This window comes from Pseudomonas sp. SWI7, from assembly GCF_006351945.1.
GTDB classification, from domain to species: domain Bacteria; phylum Pseudomonadota; class Gammaproteobacteria; order Pseudomonadales; family Pseudomonadaceae; genus Aquipseudomonas; species Aquipseudomonas fulva.
The window spans coordinates 1,816,887-1,832,077 of the sequence record NZ_CP040930.1; the positions used below are offsets into that span (position 1 = coordinate 1,816,887).

Genomic DNA, 15,191 nt, shown 5'->3' on the forward strand with positions numbered 1-15,191 from the left:
GCCGGGCAGGCCCTCAGCCGCTTCCGGTCAGGTCACCGGCCACTTCGCAGCCGTTGCGACAGCTGCACTCGTACTCGGCCTGTGCGCGAGTAGGCAGGTTCAGGCTCAGCCTGACCTTGTCCTGCGTGTCGTACAGGTCGTAGCCCTCCCCCAGTGATGATCGAAAGCCGAGTCGCCGTGGCAGCCATTCTTTTGTTTGCGGTACAGCTGGAACCACAACGAATCGCATCTGCATGATCATCCCTCACCGGCCGTTCCTTAGTATTAGTCACGCTAAGAGAAAGCATCAAGTAGACTCATGCATGTTTATGACGTTCATTAAGTCGTACGCGCAGGTAACTGGCTGTAAGCGCAGCTTTGACGCCTGGCCAGCGCTCCCCCTGTGGGAGCGGCCTTGCCGGGGCATCGGACCGCTCCCATAGGGGAACTCAAGAGATGATGGATGGGGTACAGGGCAGCTGGAAAGATGCGTATAGGATCGTGCAATCAGGCGCTTGAGCTCCTGACCTTATTAGGTGACTCCAGCCGACTTGCGGCTGCGCCGACTCCCCAACTCGATCCAGGTCGGGGCATGGTCACTGGCCTTGGGCTCATTGCGCACCCAGGCATCGACGCCCGCTCGCTTGAGGTACGGCGCCAAGTCCCGGTTGAGCAGCAGGTGATCGATGCGCAGACCCGCATTGCGCGCCCAATGGTTGCGGAAGTAGTCCCAGAACGTGAACACCTGCTCTTGCGGATGCAGGTGCCGGATAGCATCGATCCAGCCGCTGGCCAGTAAACGCTCGAAGCAATCGCGCGATTCGGGTTGCAGCAGCGCATCCTTTTGCCAGGACTTGGAGTCGTAGATATCCAGGTCCGTGGGCACGACATTGAAGTCACCGGCCAGGACGGTGGGGTGACCACTGCCCTGCAACTGCCGGGCATGCTCGATCAGGCATTCGAACCAACGCAGCTTGTAGTCGAACTTCGGACCTGGTTGCGGGTTGCCGTTGGGGAGGTACAAACACCCTATCAACACCCCATGCACCGCTGCCTCCAGATAGCGGCTCTGGGTGTCGTCCTCCATGCCCGGCAAGCCTCGCCGTACCTCGAGCGGCTCGCTGCCGCGCGCCAGGATCGCCACTCCGTTCCAGGCAGGTTGGCCCAGGTGCAGATACCCGTAGCCAGCGGCTTCCAGAGCCTTACCCGGGAACTGATGGTCGGGTGCCTTGAGCTCCTGAAGGCAGACCACATCGGGCTTTTCACGTTCGAGCCAGGCCAGCAGTGCAGGCAGCCGGCTGCGAATGCCGTTGATGTTGAATGTGGCAATCCTCAGCGCTTTCATGTGTCAGGGTCGATTACATGGGCGCGCACGGCATCTTCGAGGGCATGCACATGCGCCTGGTCGGCCAAGGCCTTGAGCGCCAGCCAATCGTCCCAATCGATGATGCCATCGTCACGCAACGCTTCGGCGGTACGCACCAGTTCATGGTGGTAGGCATCGGGTGACTCACGGCGGTAGCTGATGTCGTCGTACTGCGCGTACCAGGCCGCGAGTTCAGGGATACTGCGTTCGATACTCATCGCACTGCTCCTGTGAAACCCTTTGGGGTTGTGAGCTTGCCTTGAGCGCATCGTTCAACTCAGACGCTTCGCGTCACGCCACCGTCGACCCGGATATTCTGCCCGGTGATGTAGGCGGCGCCGTCACTTGCCAGAAACGCGACCGTGGCGGCAATTTCGTCGCTGCTGCCATAGCGCTTGAGCGGCACGCTGTCGCGACGCTGCTCAAGGGCCGGCAAGCTGTCTATCCACCCCGGCAGCACGTTGTTCATGCGCACATTGTCACGTGCATACGTATCGGCGAAAAGTTTGCTGAACGCAGCGAGCCCGGCACGCATCACGGCGGAAGTGGGAAACAGATCACTGGGTTCGAAGGCCCAGGCACTGGAAATATTCACGATGACCCCGCCGCCCTGGCGCTGCATCACCGGCGTGACCAGGCGTGTCGGCCGGATGACGTTGAGCAGGTAGGTCTCCATGCCGGCATGCCAGTCGGCGTCGCTCAGTTCCAGCACAGGCCCCCGAGGCCCGTGGCCAGCACTGTTGACCAGCACGTCGATGCGGCCCCACCGCTGCATGACTGCCTCGACCAGCCGCTCGAGGTCCTCCATGCACTGGTTGCTCCCCGTCACGCCCAGCCCGCCCAGCGTCATGGCCAAGGCCTCTCCCTTGCCAGAGGACGAAAGAATCGCGACCTTGTAGCCATCGGCGGCCAGGCGCCTGGCCGCCGCCGCGCCCATACCGCTGCCACCTGCGGTAATGATTGCAACCTTTTCGTTTGTCATGCTGTCTCCTGTGATGGGCATCGAGTGGGTACAGGAACCAGGCTACCAAGGGGCAGAGAAGCGAGGGAGATAGCTCCCAACGCGTCAGCCAGTAGTTTTTCTATCGCCTGCGTCTGACCTGAGCCAGTCGATGACCCACTGCAGCTGCTGCGCGTCTCGAGCTTTGCGTGGCCACACCAGGTAGAACGCCTTGTCTGGGCGCAGATGCGATTCGGCAACCTGGACCAGGCGCCCTGCGTCGATCTCCTGAGCCACGAAGGCGCGTTCTGCCAGCGCAATGCCCTGCCCGCCAATGGCCGCGTCAATGGCCAGTGATGTCTGGTTGAACTGGACTGACCTTGCACCAACGGCAGGGTGACCGGGATAGACCTGCGCGCGATAAGACGGCCACAAGTCGTGGGCATCACACAGAGCTACATAGCGCTCCAGTGTTGCGAAGTCTTCAGGCGGGCCAAGCGCCGCTACCAGGGTGGGGCTCGCCACCGCGATGATCTCCGAACCCATCAACAGTGCCTGCTCAAGCCCTGGCCCGAAAGGTGGCCGCCCGTAACGCACGGCAAGGTCGACGCCGTCGGTATGAAAATGCGACAGACGATCGGTGGCCAATACTCGCACATCCAATGTCGGGTAGCGCTCGGCCAGTCCACCGAGCCTGGGGATCAGCCACTTGGCGGCGAAAGTGGGTGTCACGCTGACGGTGATATGAGAAGGCGCAGGGCGCAGCCGGCGCGTTGCCTCATCGAGCATGGCCATTGCCGTACGCACGGTCTCGCTATACCCGCGGCCAGCGTCGGTCAATGCCAGGCCTCGAGGCAGGCGTTCGAACAGGCGTACCTCCAAGGCGCGTTCCAACCCCCGAATCTGCTGGGCCACGGCGGGCTGGGTGACACCCAGCTCTTCGGCGGCCAGGCCAAAATTGAGATGCCGCGCCACGACCTCGAACACCCGCAGGGCGCCAAGGGACGGCAACTCGGAAAAAACGGCAGGCATAGGGGGTAGGCGATCCAGGCTGGGCAGGTTGGCACGAGGCTAGCCCCATCCGTGCAGGAAGTCGATGAGCGTCCAGGACTGGGTACTCGCCTGGTGATATGGAATCGATCAGCAACTCTCCGGCTGCACGCTCAAGCAGGCACGAATACACTCCTTTGCAATTGCCAGAAAGAAGCGCTGGTACTATTAGCTCACCGCTTGCCCACACGGACCGTCAGCATGCAAATACGCACCCTCTCTCGCCATGAACTCGATCAGGCCAATGCTCTGTGCATGGCTTCGTTCATGCATTCGGTAGCGCCACTTTTGCCTGTGCAGGCCATCACGACATTCACCGAAGTGGCGAGCGTGAACGCCTTTGCAGAGCGATTGCAAGGTGACAACCTCATGCTGGTGTGCGAGGTCCAAGGAAGGCTTGCGGGGCTGGTCGAACTCAAGCAAGGCCGTCATGTGGCAATGCTCTTCGTATGCCCCGCTCGTCAGCGCCAGGGTATCGGCCGCCGCTTGATCGAGGCCGCTCTCGGCCATGCCCGCAGCCAGACGGTTACGGTAAGCGCGTCGCTGCCATCGGTGGCGGCCTATCAGCGTTATGGCTTCAGCCAGGCAGGTGAAGTTGGGGAGCACGCGGGGCTGATTTACCAGCCAATGCAAAAGGTCTTGAGCATGTGAAGCCTTACGCAGGCCCATGGCGCTGAAGTTTTTGATCAGATGGACACTCATTGTGTCTATGTAAAGGCGGGCACTGCTGGTGAAGTACCAGGGCAGCCACGCCATTCGTTTTTCCGGAGACACTGCATGCTTCGTATCTTTGAGCGTAGGCTCGACCCTTTCCCTCCCGATGAGGTGCCGCCGCCCCCCGTTGGCCTCATGCCTTTCCTGTGGGCGTGCACCCGTGGGGCGCGCGGCTACATTCTTGCGCTGGCCCTGCTCAGCGCTAGCGTGTCCCTCTACGAAGCCTGGCTGTTCAGCTTCCTCGGCCAGGTGGTGGACCTGCTGTCAGCCTGGCAGGCCGGCGACACCGCTGCCGCCCAGGAAAGCCACGTGTTGTGGGGCATTGGCATCGTGCTGGTGATCAGCATCGGCCTGGTGGCGCTACGCACCATGGTCCAGCACCAGGTGCTGGCCATCAACCTGCCGCTGCGACTGCGCTGGGATTTTCACCGGCTGATGCTGCGCCAGAGCCTGTCGTTCTTCTCCGACGAGTTTTCAGGGCGCGTCACCACCAAGGTCATGCAGACTGCACTGGCCGTGCGCGAGGTGCTGTTCACGGTCATCGAGATCCTGCCCGGCATTGGCGTTTATTTCATCGCCATCATCGCCCTGGCCGGCGGCTTTGCCTTGAAACTCATGCTGCCGTTCATTGCCTGGCTGGTGCTATTCGGGCTGGCGATGGTTTATTTCGTTCCACGCCTGGGCGCAGTAGGCGAAGAGCAGGCCCACGCGCGGTCGTCGATGACCGGGCGCATTTCCGACGCCTACACCAACATCACTACAGTCAAGTTGTTCTCGCACTCCAAGCGCGAAGCCCATTTCGCCCGAGCGGCCATGGAGGACTTCAAGCAGACCGGTTTCCGGCAGATGCGTCTGGTGAGCCAGTTCGAGATCGTCAACCAGGCGTTGGTGGTAGGGCTTATCCTTGGTGCAGGCGGTTATGCGCTGTGGCTGTGGCACCAGGGCCAAGTGGGCACCGGCGCTGTGGCGGCCATCACTGCCATGGCCCTGCGCATCAATGGCATGTCGCACTGGATCATGTGGCAGATGACCTCACTGTTCGAAAATATCGGCACACTGCAGGACGGCATGGCCACCCTGACGCGCGGTCCGAAAGTGCAGGACGCCCCGGACGCCACCGCTCTGGTGACCCGTGGTGGCGCAGTGACATTCGACAAGGTCAGTTTCAACTACAACGGTGAGCGCCAGGTACTGACCGACCTCAGTCTGGACATCAAGCCGGGTGAGAAAGTGGGCCTGGTCGGCCGCTCCGGTGCTGGCAAGTCGACGCTGATCAACCTGCTGCTGCGCTTTTACGACGTGGACAGTGGCCAGATCCGTATCGATGGCCAGGATGTAGCCAAGGTCACCCAGGACAGCCTGCGCAGCGCCATCGGCATGGTGACACAGGATACGTCACTGCTGCATCGCACCATACGCGAGAACATCGCCTATGGACGGCCGGACGCCACCGACGCGCAAATCCAGGCCGCCGCCCGCGATGCGCAAGCCGACGGGTTCATCAGCCAGCTCAGCGACCAACAGGGCCGCACCGGTTACGACACCATGGTCGGTGAGCGCGGTATCAAGCTGTCCGGTGGGCAACGTCAGCGCATCGCCATCGCCCGGGTGATGCTCAAGAACGCACCTATCCTGCTGCTTGACGAGGCAACCAGTGCACTGGATTCGGAGGTAGAGGTCGCCATCCAGGAAAGCCTGGACGAGATGATGGAGGGCAAGACTGTAATTGCGATTGCCCATCGCCTGTCTACGATCGCCGCCATGGATCGTCTGATCGTGATGGATGAAGGGCGCATCATCGAGCAAGGCGCCCACGCCCAGCTGCTCGAGAAAAACGGTACCTACGCGCGCCTGTGGCAGCACCAGAGCGGTGGTTTCCTTGGCGAAGACCAGGGTATGGCGCACGCGCTCAACTGAGTGGGCGCACGCTGACCCGTTGCCTGGACAGATGATGTTCGAGCGTTAACCCATCGCCCCTGTGTCGTTGATCGGGGGCGATGGCGTTGCAAGTACGAAGACACCGTTTGCGCTCGTCGCTTGCCTCACGGGTATGAATGACTTGGTTCAAAACCTGCGAAACGGTATCCTCCGGTAGCTTAAAGCCACCAGTTAGGCATTCATTGTCTGCCCCTCAAGGAAGAGCCTTTGCCCAGTCAGTCATCGCGTCACACCATCGCCCGCCAGTGGGAACTCCTCAAGCTCCTTCCGGGCCGCGATCCCGGCATGAGCTGCACGCAGTTACAGGCGGCACTGTCGAGCGCGGGCCATGCCACGACCAAGCGTACGGTCGAGCGTGACCTGGTGGAGCTGGCAGGGCTGTTCCCGTTGCAGTGCAACAGCGCGTGCATGCCGTATAGCTGGCACTGGCAGCCCGGACGCAAATTGCGCGATGGGGCACCGCCCGCGCCAGGGGATGCGCCCGCTCAAGTGGAATTGCACGCCTGGGTGGACGAGTCGCTCTACCATCATCTGGAGATGCATCCGCTGGGCACAGGTATGCGCCTCACATGCCTGCCCAACGGCGGTGCCATCCTGGTCACAACGGTAGCGGATGATCGAGCGTTGATGGGCTGGCTGCTGTCCCAGGCCGGAGCGATCCGCGTTCAGGGGCCGCAATCGGTGCGCCTGGCCTTGCTGGAGCACTTGCGTCAGAGCCTGGCACTGCACGACACCGGCGCTTGAGCAATGCCTAGGCCGGCCGCCGGCGGGACAGGCAGGCGTAACCCAGTGCCAACACGCTCAACCCCATTACAATCAACAGCCCCATCAGCTCTGTGCTGTAGCGGGCAGCCCAGGCCGGGAAGCCGGCGACCGACTGATACACCTGCACATCCGCCGTCCCCTCGGCATAGCTGATGCCTACCCCACTCTGGCGAATCTGCGAATAGTCAGCATCGAAATACACCCAGACCTTGCTGGAGCCGCCGGCCTCGATCGCCGGGATCTCGAGCTGAGCGGTGGCCGCCTCGAGCAAGGTGTCATTGCCGGCCGAATCCCGGATCTGCACCAGGCCTTTGGAGGGCAAGCGGATCCTTACCTGATCCACGGGGGCATTGCCGGTGTTCTGCAACTCGATGAGCAAGCCGGTCCGGTGGTCTACCAGGCCGGCCTCGAAAGGTTTTGCAAACAGCTGGGCATAAGGCGCCTGTGCCATCTCGACCAGCCGGTCGACCTGGTCGCGGCTCAGTTGACCTTGGCCGATCGTGTTTATGCGTGCACTCAACTGCTCGTACTTGAGCTGCTCGCTGGCTTTGCTGATACGCTCGCTGAACTGTCCCGGATAGGTCAGGTACGCGTAGGTCAGCGACGCTTCCAGGCGCGGGTTGCCCATCACTGCCTTGTAGACGAACAACAGGGCCGCCAGCCCGATCAGAACGGCTACGAGGAGTTTCCCCACCTTGTCCCAGCTCAATGCACTCTTCCTTTTGTCGAGTTACAGGCGATACGCGCCGCCAAGGGTGCCAAGTTCGCGGCCCCCAAGCAAGCGCCTGACCGCTATCGTTCGACATCGTCCTCACGAACATGGCGCAACGCCTGTAATTGCCCGTCGATGAGGGCCTTGGCCATTGCGGCCAGGTAGCAGGTGGCGAGCATTGCGTTCTTGCGGTCTGCAGGCTTGTCGATGGCCTTGCGGGTAAGCTCGGTGATGCAACCCATGATGACGGATGCTTCCACTAAGGCAGTACGCAAGGGCAACGCTGGCTTCATCTGGACCAGGTCGGTACCGGCGCTCGCGAATCGACGGGTTGCGTTGACCACGGTGGGGCCTTGGGGGGGGCTGGTGATGTCATTGTCCATGCTGTTTGCTCCTGTCTGGAGAGCCGAGACTAGGCAGGTGCTTCCCTGAGCACAACGAGCAGCAAGTACCTGCGCGCAATTTCAGAAAGGGCCTACACGATCGCTACCTCTTGACCGTTTGCCGTCGGTCACCGAGGATCGAAGCTCCGCCTACAAGGATGTCAACATGCTGCGCATACTGGGCAAAGCCTCATCGATCAACGTACGCAAGGTACTGTGGGCGTGCGCGGAGTTCCAGGTCCCATTCGCGCGGGAGGACTGGGGAACGGGCTTCCAGGCTACCGACAGCGAAGCGTTTCTGGCGCTCAACCCCAATGCCATGGTGCCGGTCATCCAGGACGGCGACTTCACCTTGTGGGAGTCCAACAGCATCATTCGCTACCTGGCCAATTGCTATGGCCCAGCAGCCTTCTACCCGGGGGAGGCCCGTACTCGGGCCAGGATCGACCAATGGATCGACTGGCAGGCTTCGGACCTGAACGCATCCTGGCGCTACGCGTTCCTGTCGCTGGTCAGACACTCCCCCGCCCATCAAGACCCGCATGCCCTGGCCAACGCCTGTGCCGACTGGGGGCGCAATATGCTCATTCTCGAGCGCCAGTTGGCACGCACCGGCGCCTATGTAGCCGGGCGTGACTTCACCCTGGCCGACATTCCCATAGGCCTGTCGGTCAACCGCTGGTTCGAAACGCCGCTCGAACACCCTCACCTGCCTGCCCTACGCGATTATTACGAGCGCCTGAGCGAGCGCCCGGCCTATCACGAACATGGGCGTAACGGCACGCCTTGACAGCTAGCACAGCCTTCGCGAAGGCGCATGCCTCAGGCCGCGACCTGGGTAACCTGGTGACGACCACGCCAGGCGAACGTCAGCACCATTATCAAGCCCAGCGCTGCGGTGCCTGCGCCCGCCAGCGCGATGGCCGAGTAACCGAGGCCGCCATTGATCACGGCGCCCCCCAATGCAGCGCCGATGGCGTTGCCCAGGTTGAAAGCACCGATGTTCACGGCCGAGGCCAGGTTGGGTGCATCCTTGGCCGCCTCCATCACGCGCATCTGCAGGGGCGGAACCAGGGCGAAACTGGCTGCGCCCCAGACCAGGATGGCGCCGGCAGTAAGCAGGGATGAGCCCATTACGAGTGGGAACACCAGCAGTACCGCGATCAATATGGCGAGCGAGACAATCAGGGTTCGATCCACGGACCGGTCCGCCGCTTTGCCGCCCCAGACGTTACCCAGGGTCAGGCCAACACCAAACAGCACCAGCATGGAGGTGACGAATGCGGTAGACGCGCCGGCTTCGTTTTGCAGGATGGGCGCAATGTAGGTGAACACCGTGAACATCGCGCTGGAGCCCACCACGGTCAGGAGCAAGGCTGCCAACACAGGCCCACGTGTCAGCACGCGTATCTCGGCCAGCGCACCGTCGCCCTTGGGCGATGGCACATTGGGCAAGGCATACCACAGCGTGGTCATCGCCACCAGGCCGAGCCCGGCTATGCCCCAGAACGCCGTGCGCCAGCCGAGCAACTCGCCGAACCAGGTTGCCAGGGGGACACCGCCGATGGTGGCCAGCGTCAGGCCCATGAACATCGCGGCCACGGCGCCGGCACGTTTCTCGGCGGGCACCACGCTGGCCGCGACGATGGCACCTATACCGAAGAAGGCGCCGTGGTTGAGGGAGGTCACTACCCGTGCGACCAACAGGCTGGCGTAGTCGCTGGCCAGGGCCGACATAAGGTTGCCCAAGGTGAAGATGGCCATCAGCCCGATCAGCAGGTATCGGCGCGGTACGCGTACGGTTGCCAGGGTCATGAGCGGGGCGCCGATCAGCACACCCAGTGCATAGGCGCTGACCAGCAGACCAGCGGCCGGAATGGACACACCCAGGTCAGTGGCAATGTTGGGCAGCATGCCCATGGGAGCAAACTCGGTAACCCCGATACCGAACGCGCCCATGGCGAGTGCTACAAGGGGTGGATTGATACGCATGGCTAACTCCTTATCTGTGCCGTGAATGCTACGATCTGTTTCACCAAGGCACTAGATAGCGATTGTGCGAACCACCTTTGCGTACGAGGCACAAATGGATCTGACAGGACGATCAGGTGAGATGGAGGTGTTCACCCAGGTGGCGCAAGCAGGCAGCCTGTCGGCAGCCGCCCGTGCATTGGGCCTGACACCCTCTGCCGTCAGCCGCATACTGGCGCGCACCGAGCAGCGTCTTGGAACACGGCTGATGCTGCGTACCACGCGCGCGATTACCCTCACACCCGAAGGCGAGACTTATCTACGCGGGGCACGCCGCGTGCTGACCGACCTTCAGGAGGTGGAGCAGGCCATTACGGACCAGGGCGTGCCCCGTGGTCGAGTTCGCGTCAGCGCTGCACTTGGGCACGGCCGACTGCGCATCGTCCCCTTGGTGGCGGCGTTCAGCGTGCAGTACCCGCAGGTATTGGTCGACCTGACCCTGAGTGACGAAGTCGTTGATGTGCTCGGTGGCCAGGCCGATGTGGCTGTGCGCTTCGGCACGCTGCCAGACAGCTCTCTGAATGCTCGGCAAATCGATGAAACGGGCCAGGTGGTCGTGGCCTCGCCAGACTATCTGAGCCGGTGGGGCACCCCTTTGCTACCCGAGGACCTGGCAAAGCACAACTGCCTGCGATTCAACTTCAGGCGAGCCACGTCGGACTGGCCGTTCGTACGTGACGGTCGCGAGTTCGCACTGAAGGTAAGCGGCAACATCGAGTGCAGCAGCGGCGAAGCCCTGGCCCAGTTGGCCAGGCTGGGCGCAGGCATCGCGCGGATAGGCACCTTCACCGTCGCCGATGACCTGGCCAGCGGCCGCCTGGTGTCACTGTTCGAGGCCTTCAATCCAGGCGACCGGGAGCCCATCCACGCCGTTTTCGCCGGTGGACCGAACATGCCCGCACGCGTGCGGGTGTTCGTGGACTTTCTGGTCGCTAACCATCAGGGGATGTGCACAAGTCCCTCGTGACCGCTCTCGCGATAGCGCGCTTGCAGAACGCCGGCCAGGCACTGCTTGGCCTCAGGCTCTCCGTGTATCAGGCGAATATGCGACGGCCAAACCTGCATTCGCGTGACGAAACCGACCAGATCCGCCTGGTCGGCATGGGCTGAGTAGCCCTCCACACGCTCGATCCCGGCACGAATGTCTATGCGTTCGCCGTCCAGCATGACGTACCCGCCTTCCGGGCCGTGGGTCAGGATGTCCCGGCCAGGTGTGCCATGGGCCTGGTAACCGACGAAGACCACATCGTGCCGGGCATCACCTAGCATCGCCTTGAGGTAGTTGACGATACGCCCGCCCGAGCACATGCCATTGCCCGCGATGACGATCGCCGGCCGAGCCGTTTCGGCCAGGTGCTGAACGATGCGTTGGTGCTCCTCATGGCTGTCGATGGTGATCAGTTGCTTGAAGGACAGGGGTTTGCGCCCTTCCTTGATACGGTCCTGGGCCGATTCGTCCCAATACCCTTGCAAGCCCTTGTAGACCTGCGTGAAGCGGCTAGCCAGCGGTGAATCGAGAATAATCGGCAAGTGTGGCCAATCCACTTCCGGGCCGCTGTTGGCCTGATCGTTTCCCGCCAATTCGTGCTCGTGGAGGATTTCTTCTAGCTCGTAGAGCAAGTCCTGGGTGCGGCCGATGCAGAAAGAAGGGATCAGCACCGTACCCTGGTCTTTCAGCGCCCGCTCGATGACGGCCTGCAAGCGTTCACGCCGGTGCCTCCGGTCGGCATGCCGACGGTCACCGTAGGTGCTTTCCAGAATCAGCAGGTCAGCGCGCTCGGGAGGCGTCAGGTCTGGCAACAGTGGCGAATGCGGCGCCCCCAGATCACCACTGAAGACCACCCGTTGGGCAGTCGCGCCTGGCCTTTGCATGTCGAGTTCCACATACGCCGAACCCAGCACATGGCCGGCCGGTTGCAGCCTGACCTTGCAGTGGGCAGCCTCGGTTTCGTGGAGCGTGAACCAGTTGCCGTAGGGCAATGCGATGGTGCGCTGCTCCACAACCTTGAGATAGCGTTCCAGTTGCTCGGGATCGTCACTGATACCGAGCCGGAACGCGTCTTCGAGTACGATGGGCAACAACTGAGCTGACGGTTCGCTACACAGGATCGGTCCCTCGAAACCCGCAGCCAGCAGATGAGGGATTCGCCCAACGTGATCCAGGTGTACATGCGTCACGATCAGGGCCTTGACGCCATCGATGGCGAAGTCGAGGGCCAAGCCCTCCCCGCCTTGATCTTCGTCCTCGCCTTGAAAGGCGCCGCAGTCGATCAGCAAGCTGGCCGTCTGGTCCATCCAGACTTGATGGCAGGAGCCGGTCACGCCCTCACGGGCGCCGTGGTGAATGATTTCTGGGTGGTCCATGATGGCTAGCCTGCTTGAGCCTGGAGTAACGTTGGGCACTGCCCGATTGACGAGGGTTCAGAAAAGCTCGGGCGTCAGGGTTCGCGGGCCTACCCAGGCGCAAGGCTCAGGCATTCAGAGCCCGCGCCAGTACCTCGTAGATTTTCCCGTCGGCTGACTGCGCAACATTGAAACGCACATAATCGCCTGCCGTCTGGGACTGGCTGAACGCGTTCCCAGGCGCCAACACCACGCCATTGTTCAAGCACACCTTGGCCAACGCGGCCGCGTCCTTGCCCTGCGGCAGACGGCACCACAGGTACAGCCCTGCCTGTGGCATCAGCCAGGGAATGATGCCGAGCGCTTTGAGCTTTTCAGCCGTTCTGTCCCTTTCGATGGCAAGGCGCATCCTCACGGTCTCCATGTGCTTGCGGTAGCCGCTGCTGGTGATCGCATGGTGAACGATGTCCGCTGCCAGACGACCGCCTCCGAAGGTGGTGGCGATCTTCAGGTCGACCAGGCTCTGGATCCAGTCATGACGTGCGGCGATATACCCACACCTGACCGAAGCGGAGACGGTCTTGGAGAAACTGCCAATCTGGATGACCCGGGCCAGGCCATCGAAGGCTGCGAGCCTGGGCGCTGGCGTATGCTCGAAATCGGCGAAAACGTCGTCCTCGACGATCAACAGGCCCGAGGCCTCAGCGAGCTTGAGCAGCCGGTGCGCAGTGCCCGGTGACAGGGAGGCACCTGTTGGGTTGTGAATGCCGGAATTGGTGATGTAGAGCCGTGGCGAATGCGCCGCCAGGGCAGCACCGAATGCATCGATATCCGGGCCGGTAGGGGTCTGACGCACACCGACGATGTTGACACTGTGGGCCCTGAGCAAGGCATGGAAGTTGAAATAACAGGGATCGTCGAGCAGTACGGTGTCACCAGGTTGGAGCAGAAAACGGCAGATCAGGTCGATGGCGTGCGTGCCGGACTCTGTGAGCATGACCTGCTCCGCCGGTGCGTCGATGCCAAAGCCGGCCAGTCGCCGCGACAGAAAATCGCGCAGCGGCCGATGGCCCTGCGGCGATGCGTACTCAACCACCTGCTCGGCTTGCGAGCGCGCCGTAGCCCGGAGCGCCTTGCGCACTCCAGCCTCGAACATCCAGTGCGCAGGAAGCCAGCCGCAGCCAGGTTTCAACAGGGCGCCAGCGGGTTCCAGCGCCTGGCGAGAGATCCACAGTGGATCGACCTCATGCTCAAGCTTGGGTCCCAGCTCGGTCAGCACCAAGGGCGCCGCGCCCCCTGCCACATAAAACCCGGCGCCACGGCGGGCATGGAGTACCCCTCCGGCCACCAGTCGTTCGTAGGCTTCGACCACGGTCGACACCGAGATCTGCATGCTCTGCGCCATTGCCCGTACTGAAGGTATCCGCGCACCGGGCAAATAGGTACGGGCCGCGATGCGGGCATGGATTTCAGCCATGACTTTTGCAATGCGCGTGCTGTGCTCTTTCACTGGATTCTTCCCACCTGTACTGCCCATCAATACCTAACAGTTCCGCCAAACTGTACTGGATTGTACATGGCATCTGCGCGCACATCGGTGTTGTACTGGCTTCATTGACGACAAGGAGTGCGAGATGCAGAGAACAGCAAGCGGCTGGATCAACGGTTTTATCGGCGTGGTCATTTTCGCAGGCTCCTTGCCCGCAACGCGCGTGGCAGTGGCAGCGTTCGAACCCACCTTTCTGACCTGCGCAAGGGCAACCATTGCCGCGTTGGTGGGTGCTTGTTGCCTGATCTTGCTGCGTCAGCCCCAGCCTCGACGAGGCGATTGGCCTTCCCTGGCCGTGACAGCGCTCGGCGTCGTGGTCGGGTTTCCGCTACTGACTGCATTGGCCTTGCAGCACGTCAGCTCCGCCCACTCCATCGTATTTGTGGGGCTATTGCCGCTGTGCACCGCCGGCTTTGCCGTGCTGCGCGGCGGCGAGCGTCCCAGGCCGCTGTTCTGGGCATTTTCGTTGGCAGGTGCCGGGTTGGTGGCGGGCTATGCATCGGCCTATGCAGGGCAGGCTTCGATAGTGGGTGATGGGTTGATGGTCGCGGCAGTCGTGGTATGCGGATTGGGGTATGCAGAAGGTGCACGACTGTCTCGCACATTGGGCGGCTGGCAGGTCATCAGCTGGTCGTTGTTGCTCGCGCTGCCCGCGATGCTGGTGTTGGCGGTCATCACCATGCCCACGATGGCGAACCTGACGCAAGTCGGCGCCTCTGCCTGGTTCAGCTTCGGTTATGTCTCGTTGTTCAGCATGTTCATCGGATTCGTGTTCTGGTACCGCGGGCTCGTCCAGGGCGGGATTGCGGCGGTCGGCCAATTGCAGTTGGTACAGCCCTTCATTGGGCTGGGTTTGGCAGCAGTTTTGCTGCACGAGCAGGTGAGCTGGGCCATGGTGTCGGTGACGGTGGGTGCGGTGCTGTGTGTTGCCGGGGCCAAGCGGTTCGCCCATTGACGCTCAATCCTGCGGTGGAACTGGAACCAGGCCACTGATTGCTGAACCAGTGGCCACCCGCTTTGGTTTAACCTGCCGCTGTCAGCGCAGCAGGGTCTGGATCTTGTCATGCAATGTGTCGAGGTCGAACGGCTTGGCCAGGATGGGCGCCTTGCGGGTGATCGGGCTACCGGACTCCAGGATCTCCGCTGGATAGCCGCTGATGAAGATCACCTTGAGGTCTGGCCGCAACTTGACTGCGGGTTCAGCGATTTCCACGCCTGAGATGCCACCGGGCAAGCGGAAGTCGGTCACCATCAGGTCCAGGTGCGGCTTGCTAGCCAGGATGGCAAACGCCTGCTCGCCATCTTCGGCTACCAGCACGTGGTACCCCTCCCCGGCCAGGTAGTCCCGCAAAATCATGCGAATAGCCGGTTCATCCTCGACGACCAGCACCACATCTTGTGCATCTTCACTCATATCGAAA

17 protein-coding genes are annotated in these 15,191 nt (G+C 62.1%); 6 read left to right on the forward strand and 11 right to left on the reverse strand.

Translation table 11 applies throughout. From position 1 onward, the window contains the following. Positions 1 to 13: 13 nt before the first annotated feature. The 5 genes from FH041_RS08140 to FH041_RS08160 form a co-directional block, all read right to left on the reverse strand. Positions 14 to 241, reverse strand: coding sequence for a hypothetical protein (locus FH041_RS08140; RefSeq protein WP_028686992.1), 228 nt, complete (start codon positions 239 to 241; stop codon positions 14 to 16). A gap of 270 nt (positions 242 to 511) precedes the next feature. Beyond that, positions 512 to 1,324, reverse strand: a complete 813-nt coding sequence (xth, locus tag FH041_RS08145; protein WP_132578772.1) for an exodeoxyribonuclease III — start codon at positions 1,322 to 1,324, stop codon at positions 512 to 514. After that, positions 1,321 to 1,563, reverse strand: a complete 243-nt coding sequence (locus FH041_RS08150; protein WP_023536082.1) for a hypothetical protein — start codon at positions 1,561 to 1,563, stop codon at positions 1,321 to 1,323. Before FH041_RS08150 ends, xth begins: the two co-directional genes overlap by 4 nt. 59 nt (positions 1,564 to 1,622) lie before the next feature. Continuing rightward, on the reverse strand, positions 1,623 to 2,327 hold the full coding sequence (locus FH041_RS08155; protein WP_027914729.1) for an SDR family oxidoreductase: 705 nt from the start codon (positions 2,325 to 2,327) through the stop codon (positions 1,623 to 1,625). An 84-nt stretch (positions 2,328 to 2,411) separates the two neighbouring features. Next, the gene (locus FH041_RS08160) at positions 2,412 to 3,317 is read right to left on the reverse strand and encodes a LysR substrate-binding domain-containing protein (protein ID WP_027914728.1); all 906 of its coding nucleotides are present in this window, start codon (positions 3,315 to 3,317) and stop codon (positions 2,412 to 2,414) included. A gap of 219 nt (positions 3,318 to 3,536) precedes the next feature. Between FH041_RS08160 and FH041_RS08165 the strand changes: the two genes are divergently transcribed. From FH041_RS08165 to FH041_RS08175, 3 genes are all read left to right on the forward strand, one after another. Beyond that, positions 3,537 to 3,986 (forward strand): GNAT family N-acetyltransferase, encoded by a 450-nt coding sequence (locus tag FH041_RS08165; RefSeq protein ID WP_059183109.1) that lies wholly within the window; start codon positions 3,537 to 3,539, stop codon positions 3,984 to 3,986. A gap of 126 nt (positions 3,987 to 4,112) precedes the next feature. Then, positions 4,113 to 5,966: an ABC transporter ATP-binding protein gene (locus FH041_RS08170; protein ID WP_140174390.1), complete on the forward strand. Its 1,854-nt coding sequence runs from the start codon at positions 4,113 to 4,115 to the stop codon at positions 5,964 to 5,966. Positions 5,967 to 6,194: 228 nt separating this feature from the next. Beyond that, positions 6,195 to 6,731, forward strand: a complete 537-nt coding sequence (locus FH041_RS08175; RefSeq protein WP_027914725.1) for a WYL domain-containing protein — start codon at positions 6,195 to 6,197, stop codon at positions 6,729 to 6,731. A gap of 7 nt (positions 6,732 to 6,738) precedes the next feature. Here the strand turns inward: FH041_RS08175 and FH041_RS08180 are convergent, their stop codons facing one another. Then, entirely contained in the window at positions 6,739 to 7,461 is a 723-nt protein-coding gene (locus tag FH041_RS08180; protein WP_059183110.1) for a hypothetical protein, read from the reverse strand. An 83-nt stretch (positions 7,462 to 7,544) separates the two neighbouring features. Beyond that, positions 7,545 to 7,847 (reverse strand): DUF3077 domain-containing protein, encoded by a 303-nt coding sequence (locus FH041_RS08185; protein ID WP_088522965.1) that lies wholly within the window; start codon positions 7,845 to 7,847, stop codon positions 7,545 to 7,547. A gap of 166 nt (positions 7,848 to 8,013) precedes the next feature. Between FH041_RS08185 and FH041_RS08190 the strand changes: the two genes are divergently transcribed. After that, a complete protein-coding gene (locus FH041_RS08190) occupies positions 8,014 to 8,637 on the forward strand; it encodes a glutathione S-transferase family protein (protein ID WP_140174391.1) in 624 nt (207 codons plus the stop codon). Between the two features lie 32 nt (positions 8,638 to 8,669). Here FH041_RS08190 and FH041_RS08195 read toward each other — a convergent pair whose 3' ends face one another. Next, positions 8,670 to 9,839, reverse strand: coding sequence for an MFS transporter (locus FH041_RS08195; protein ID WP_027914721.1), 1,170 nt, complete (start codon positions 9,837 to 9,839; stop codon positions 8,670 to 8,672). A gap of 94 nt (positions 9,840 to 9,933) precedes the next feature. On the opposite strand from FH041_RS08195, the gene FH041_RS08200 reads away from it, so the two are divergent. After that, positions 9,934 to 10,845, forward strand: a complete 912-nt coding sequence (locus FH041_RS08200) for a LysR family transcriptional regulator (protein WP_088522966.1) — start codon at positions 9,934 to 9,936, stop codon at positions 10,843 to 10,845. Here FH041_RS08200 and FH041_RS08205 read toward each other — a convergent pair. After that, positions 10,818 to 12,242 (reverse strand): MBL fold metallo-hydrolase RNA specificity domain-containing protein, encoded by a 1,425-nt coding sequence (locus tag FH041_RS08205; protein ID WP_166741476.1) that lies wholly within the window; start codon positions 12,240 to 12,242, stop codon positions 10,818 to 10,820. The genes FH041_RS08200 and FH041_RS08205 overlap by 28 nt on opposite strands. Before the next feature lie 106 nt (positions 12,243 to 12,348). Next, entirely contained in the window at positions 12,349 to 13,731 is a 1,383-nt protein-coding gene (locus FH041_RS08210) for a PLP-dependent aminotransferase family protein (RefSeq protein WP_088522967.1), read from the reverse strand. A gap of 124 nt (positions 13,732 to 13,855) precedes the next feature. On the opposite strand from FH041_RS08210, the gene FH041_RS08215 reads away from it, so the two are divergent. Next, positions 13,856 to 14,725, forward strand: coding sequence for a DMT family transporter (locus FH041_RS08215; RefSeq protein ID WP_028686989.1), 870 nt, complete (start codon positions 13,856 to 13,858; stop codon positions 14,723 to 14,725). An 81-nt stretch (positions 14,726 to 14,806) separates the two neighbouring features. Here the strand turns inward: FH041_RS08215 and FH041_RS08220 are convergent, their stop codons facing one another. Next, positions 14,807 to 15,184 (reverse strand): response regulator, encoded by a 378-nt coding sequence (locus FH041_RS08220; RefSeq protein WP_027914716.1) that lies wholly within the window; start codon positions 15,182 to 15,184, stop codon positions 14,807 to 14,809. Positions 15,185 to 15,191: the final 7 nt, after the last annotated feature.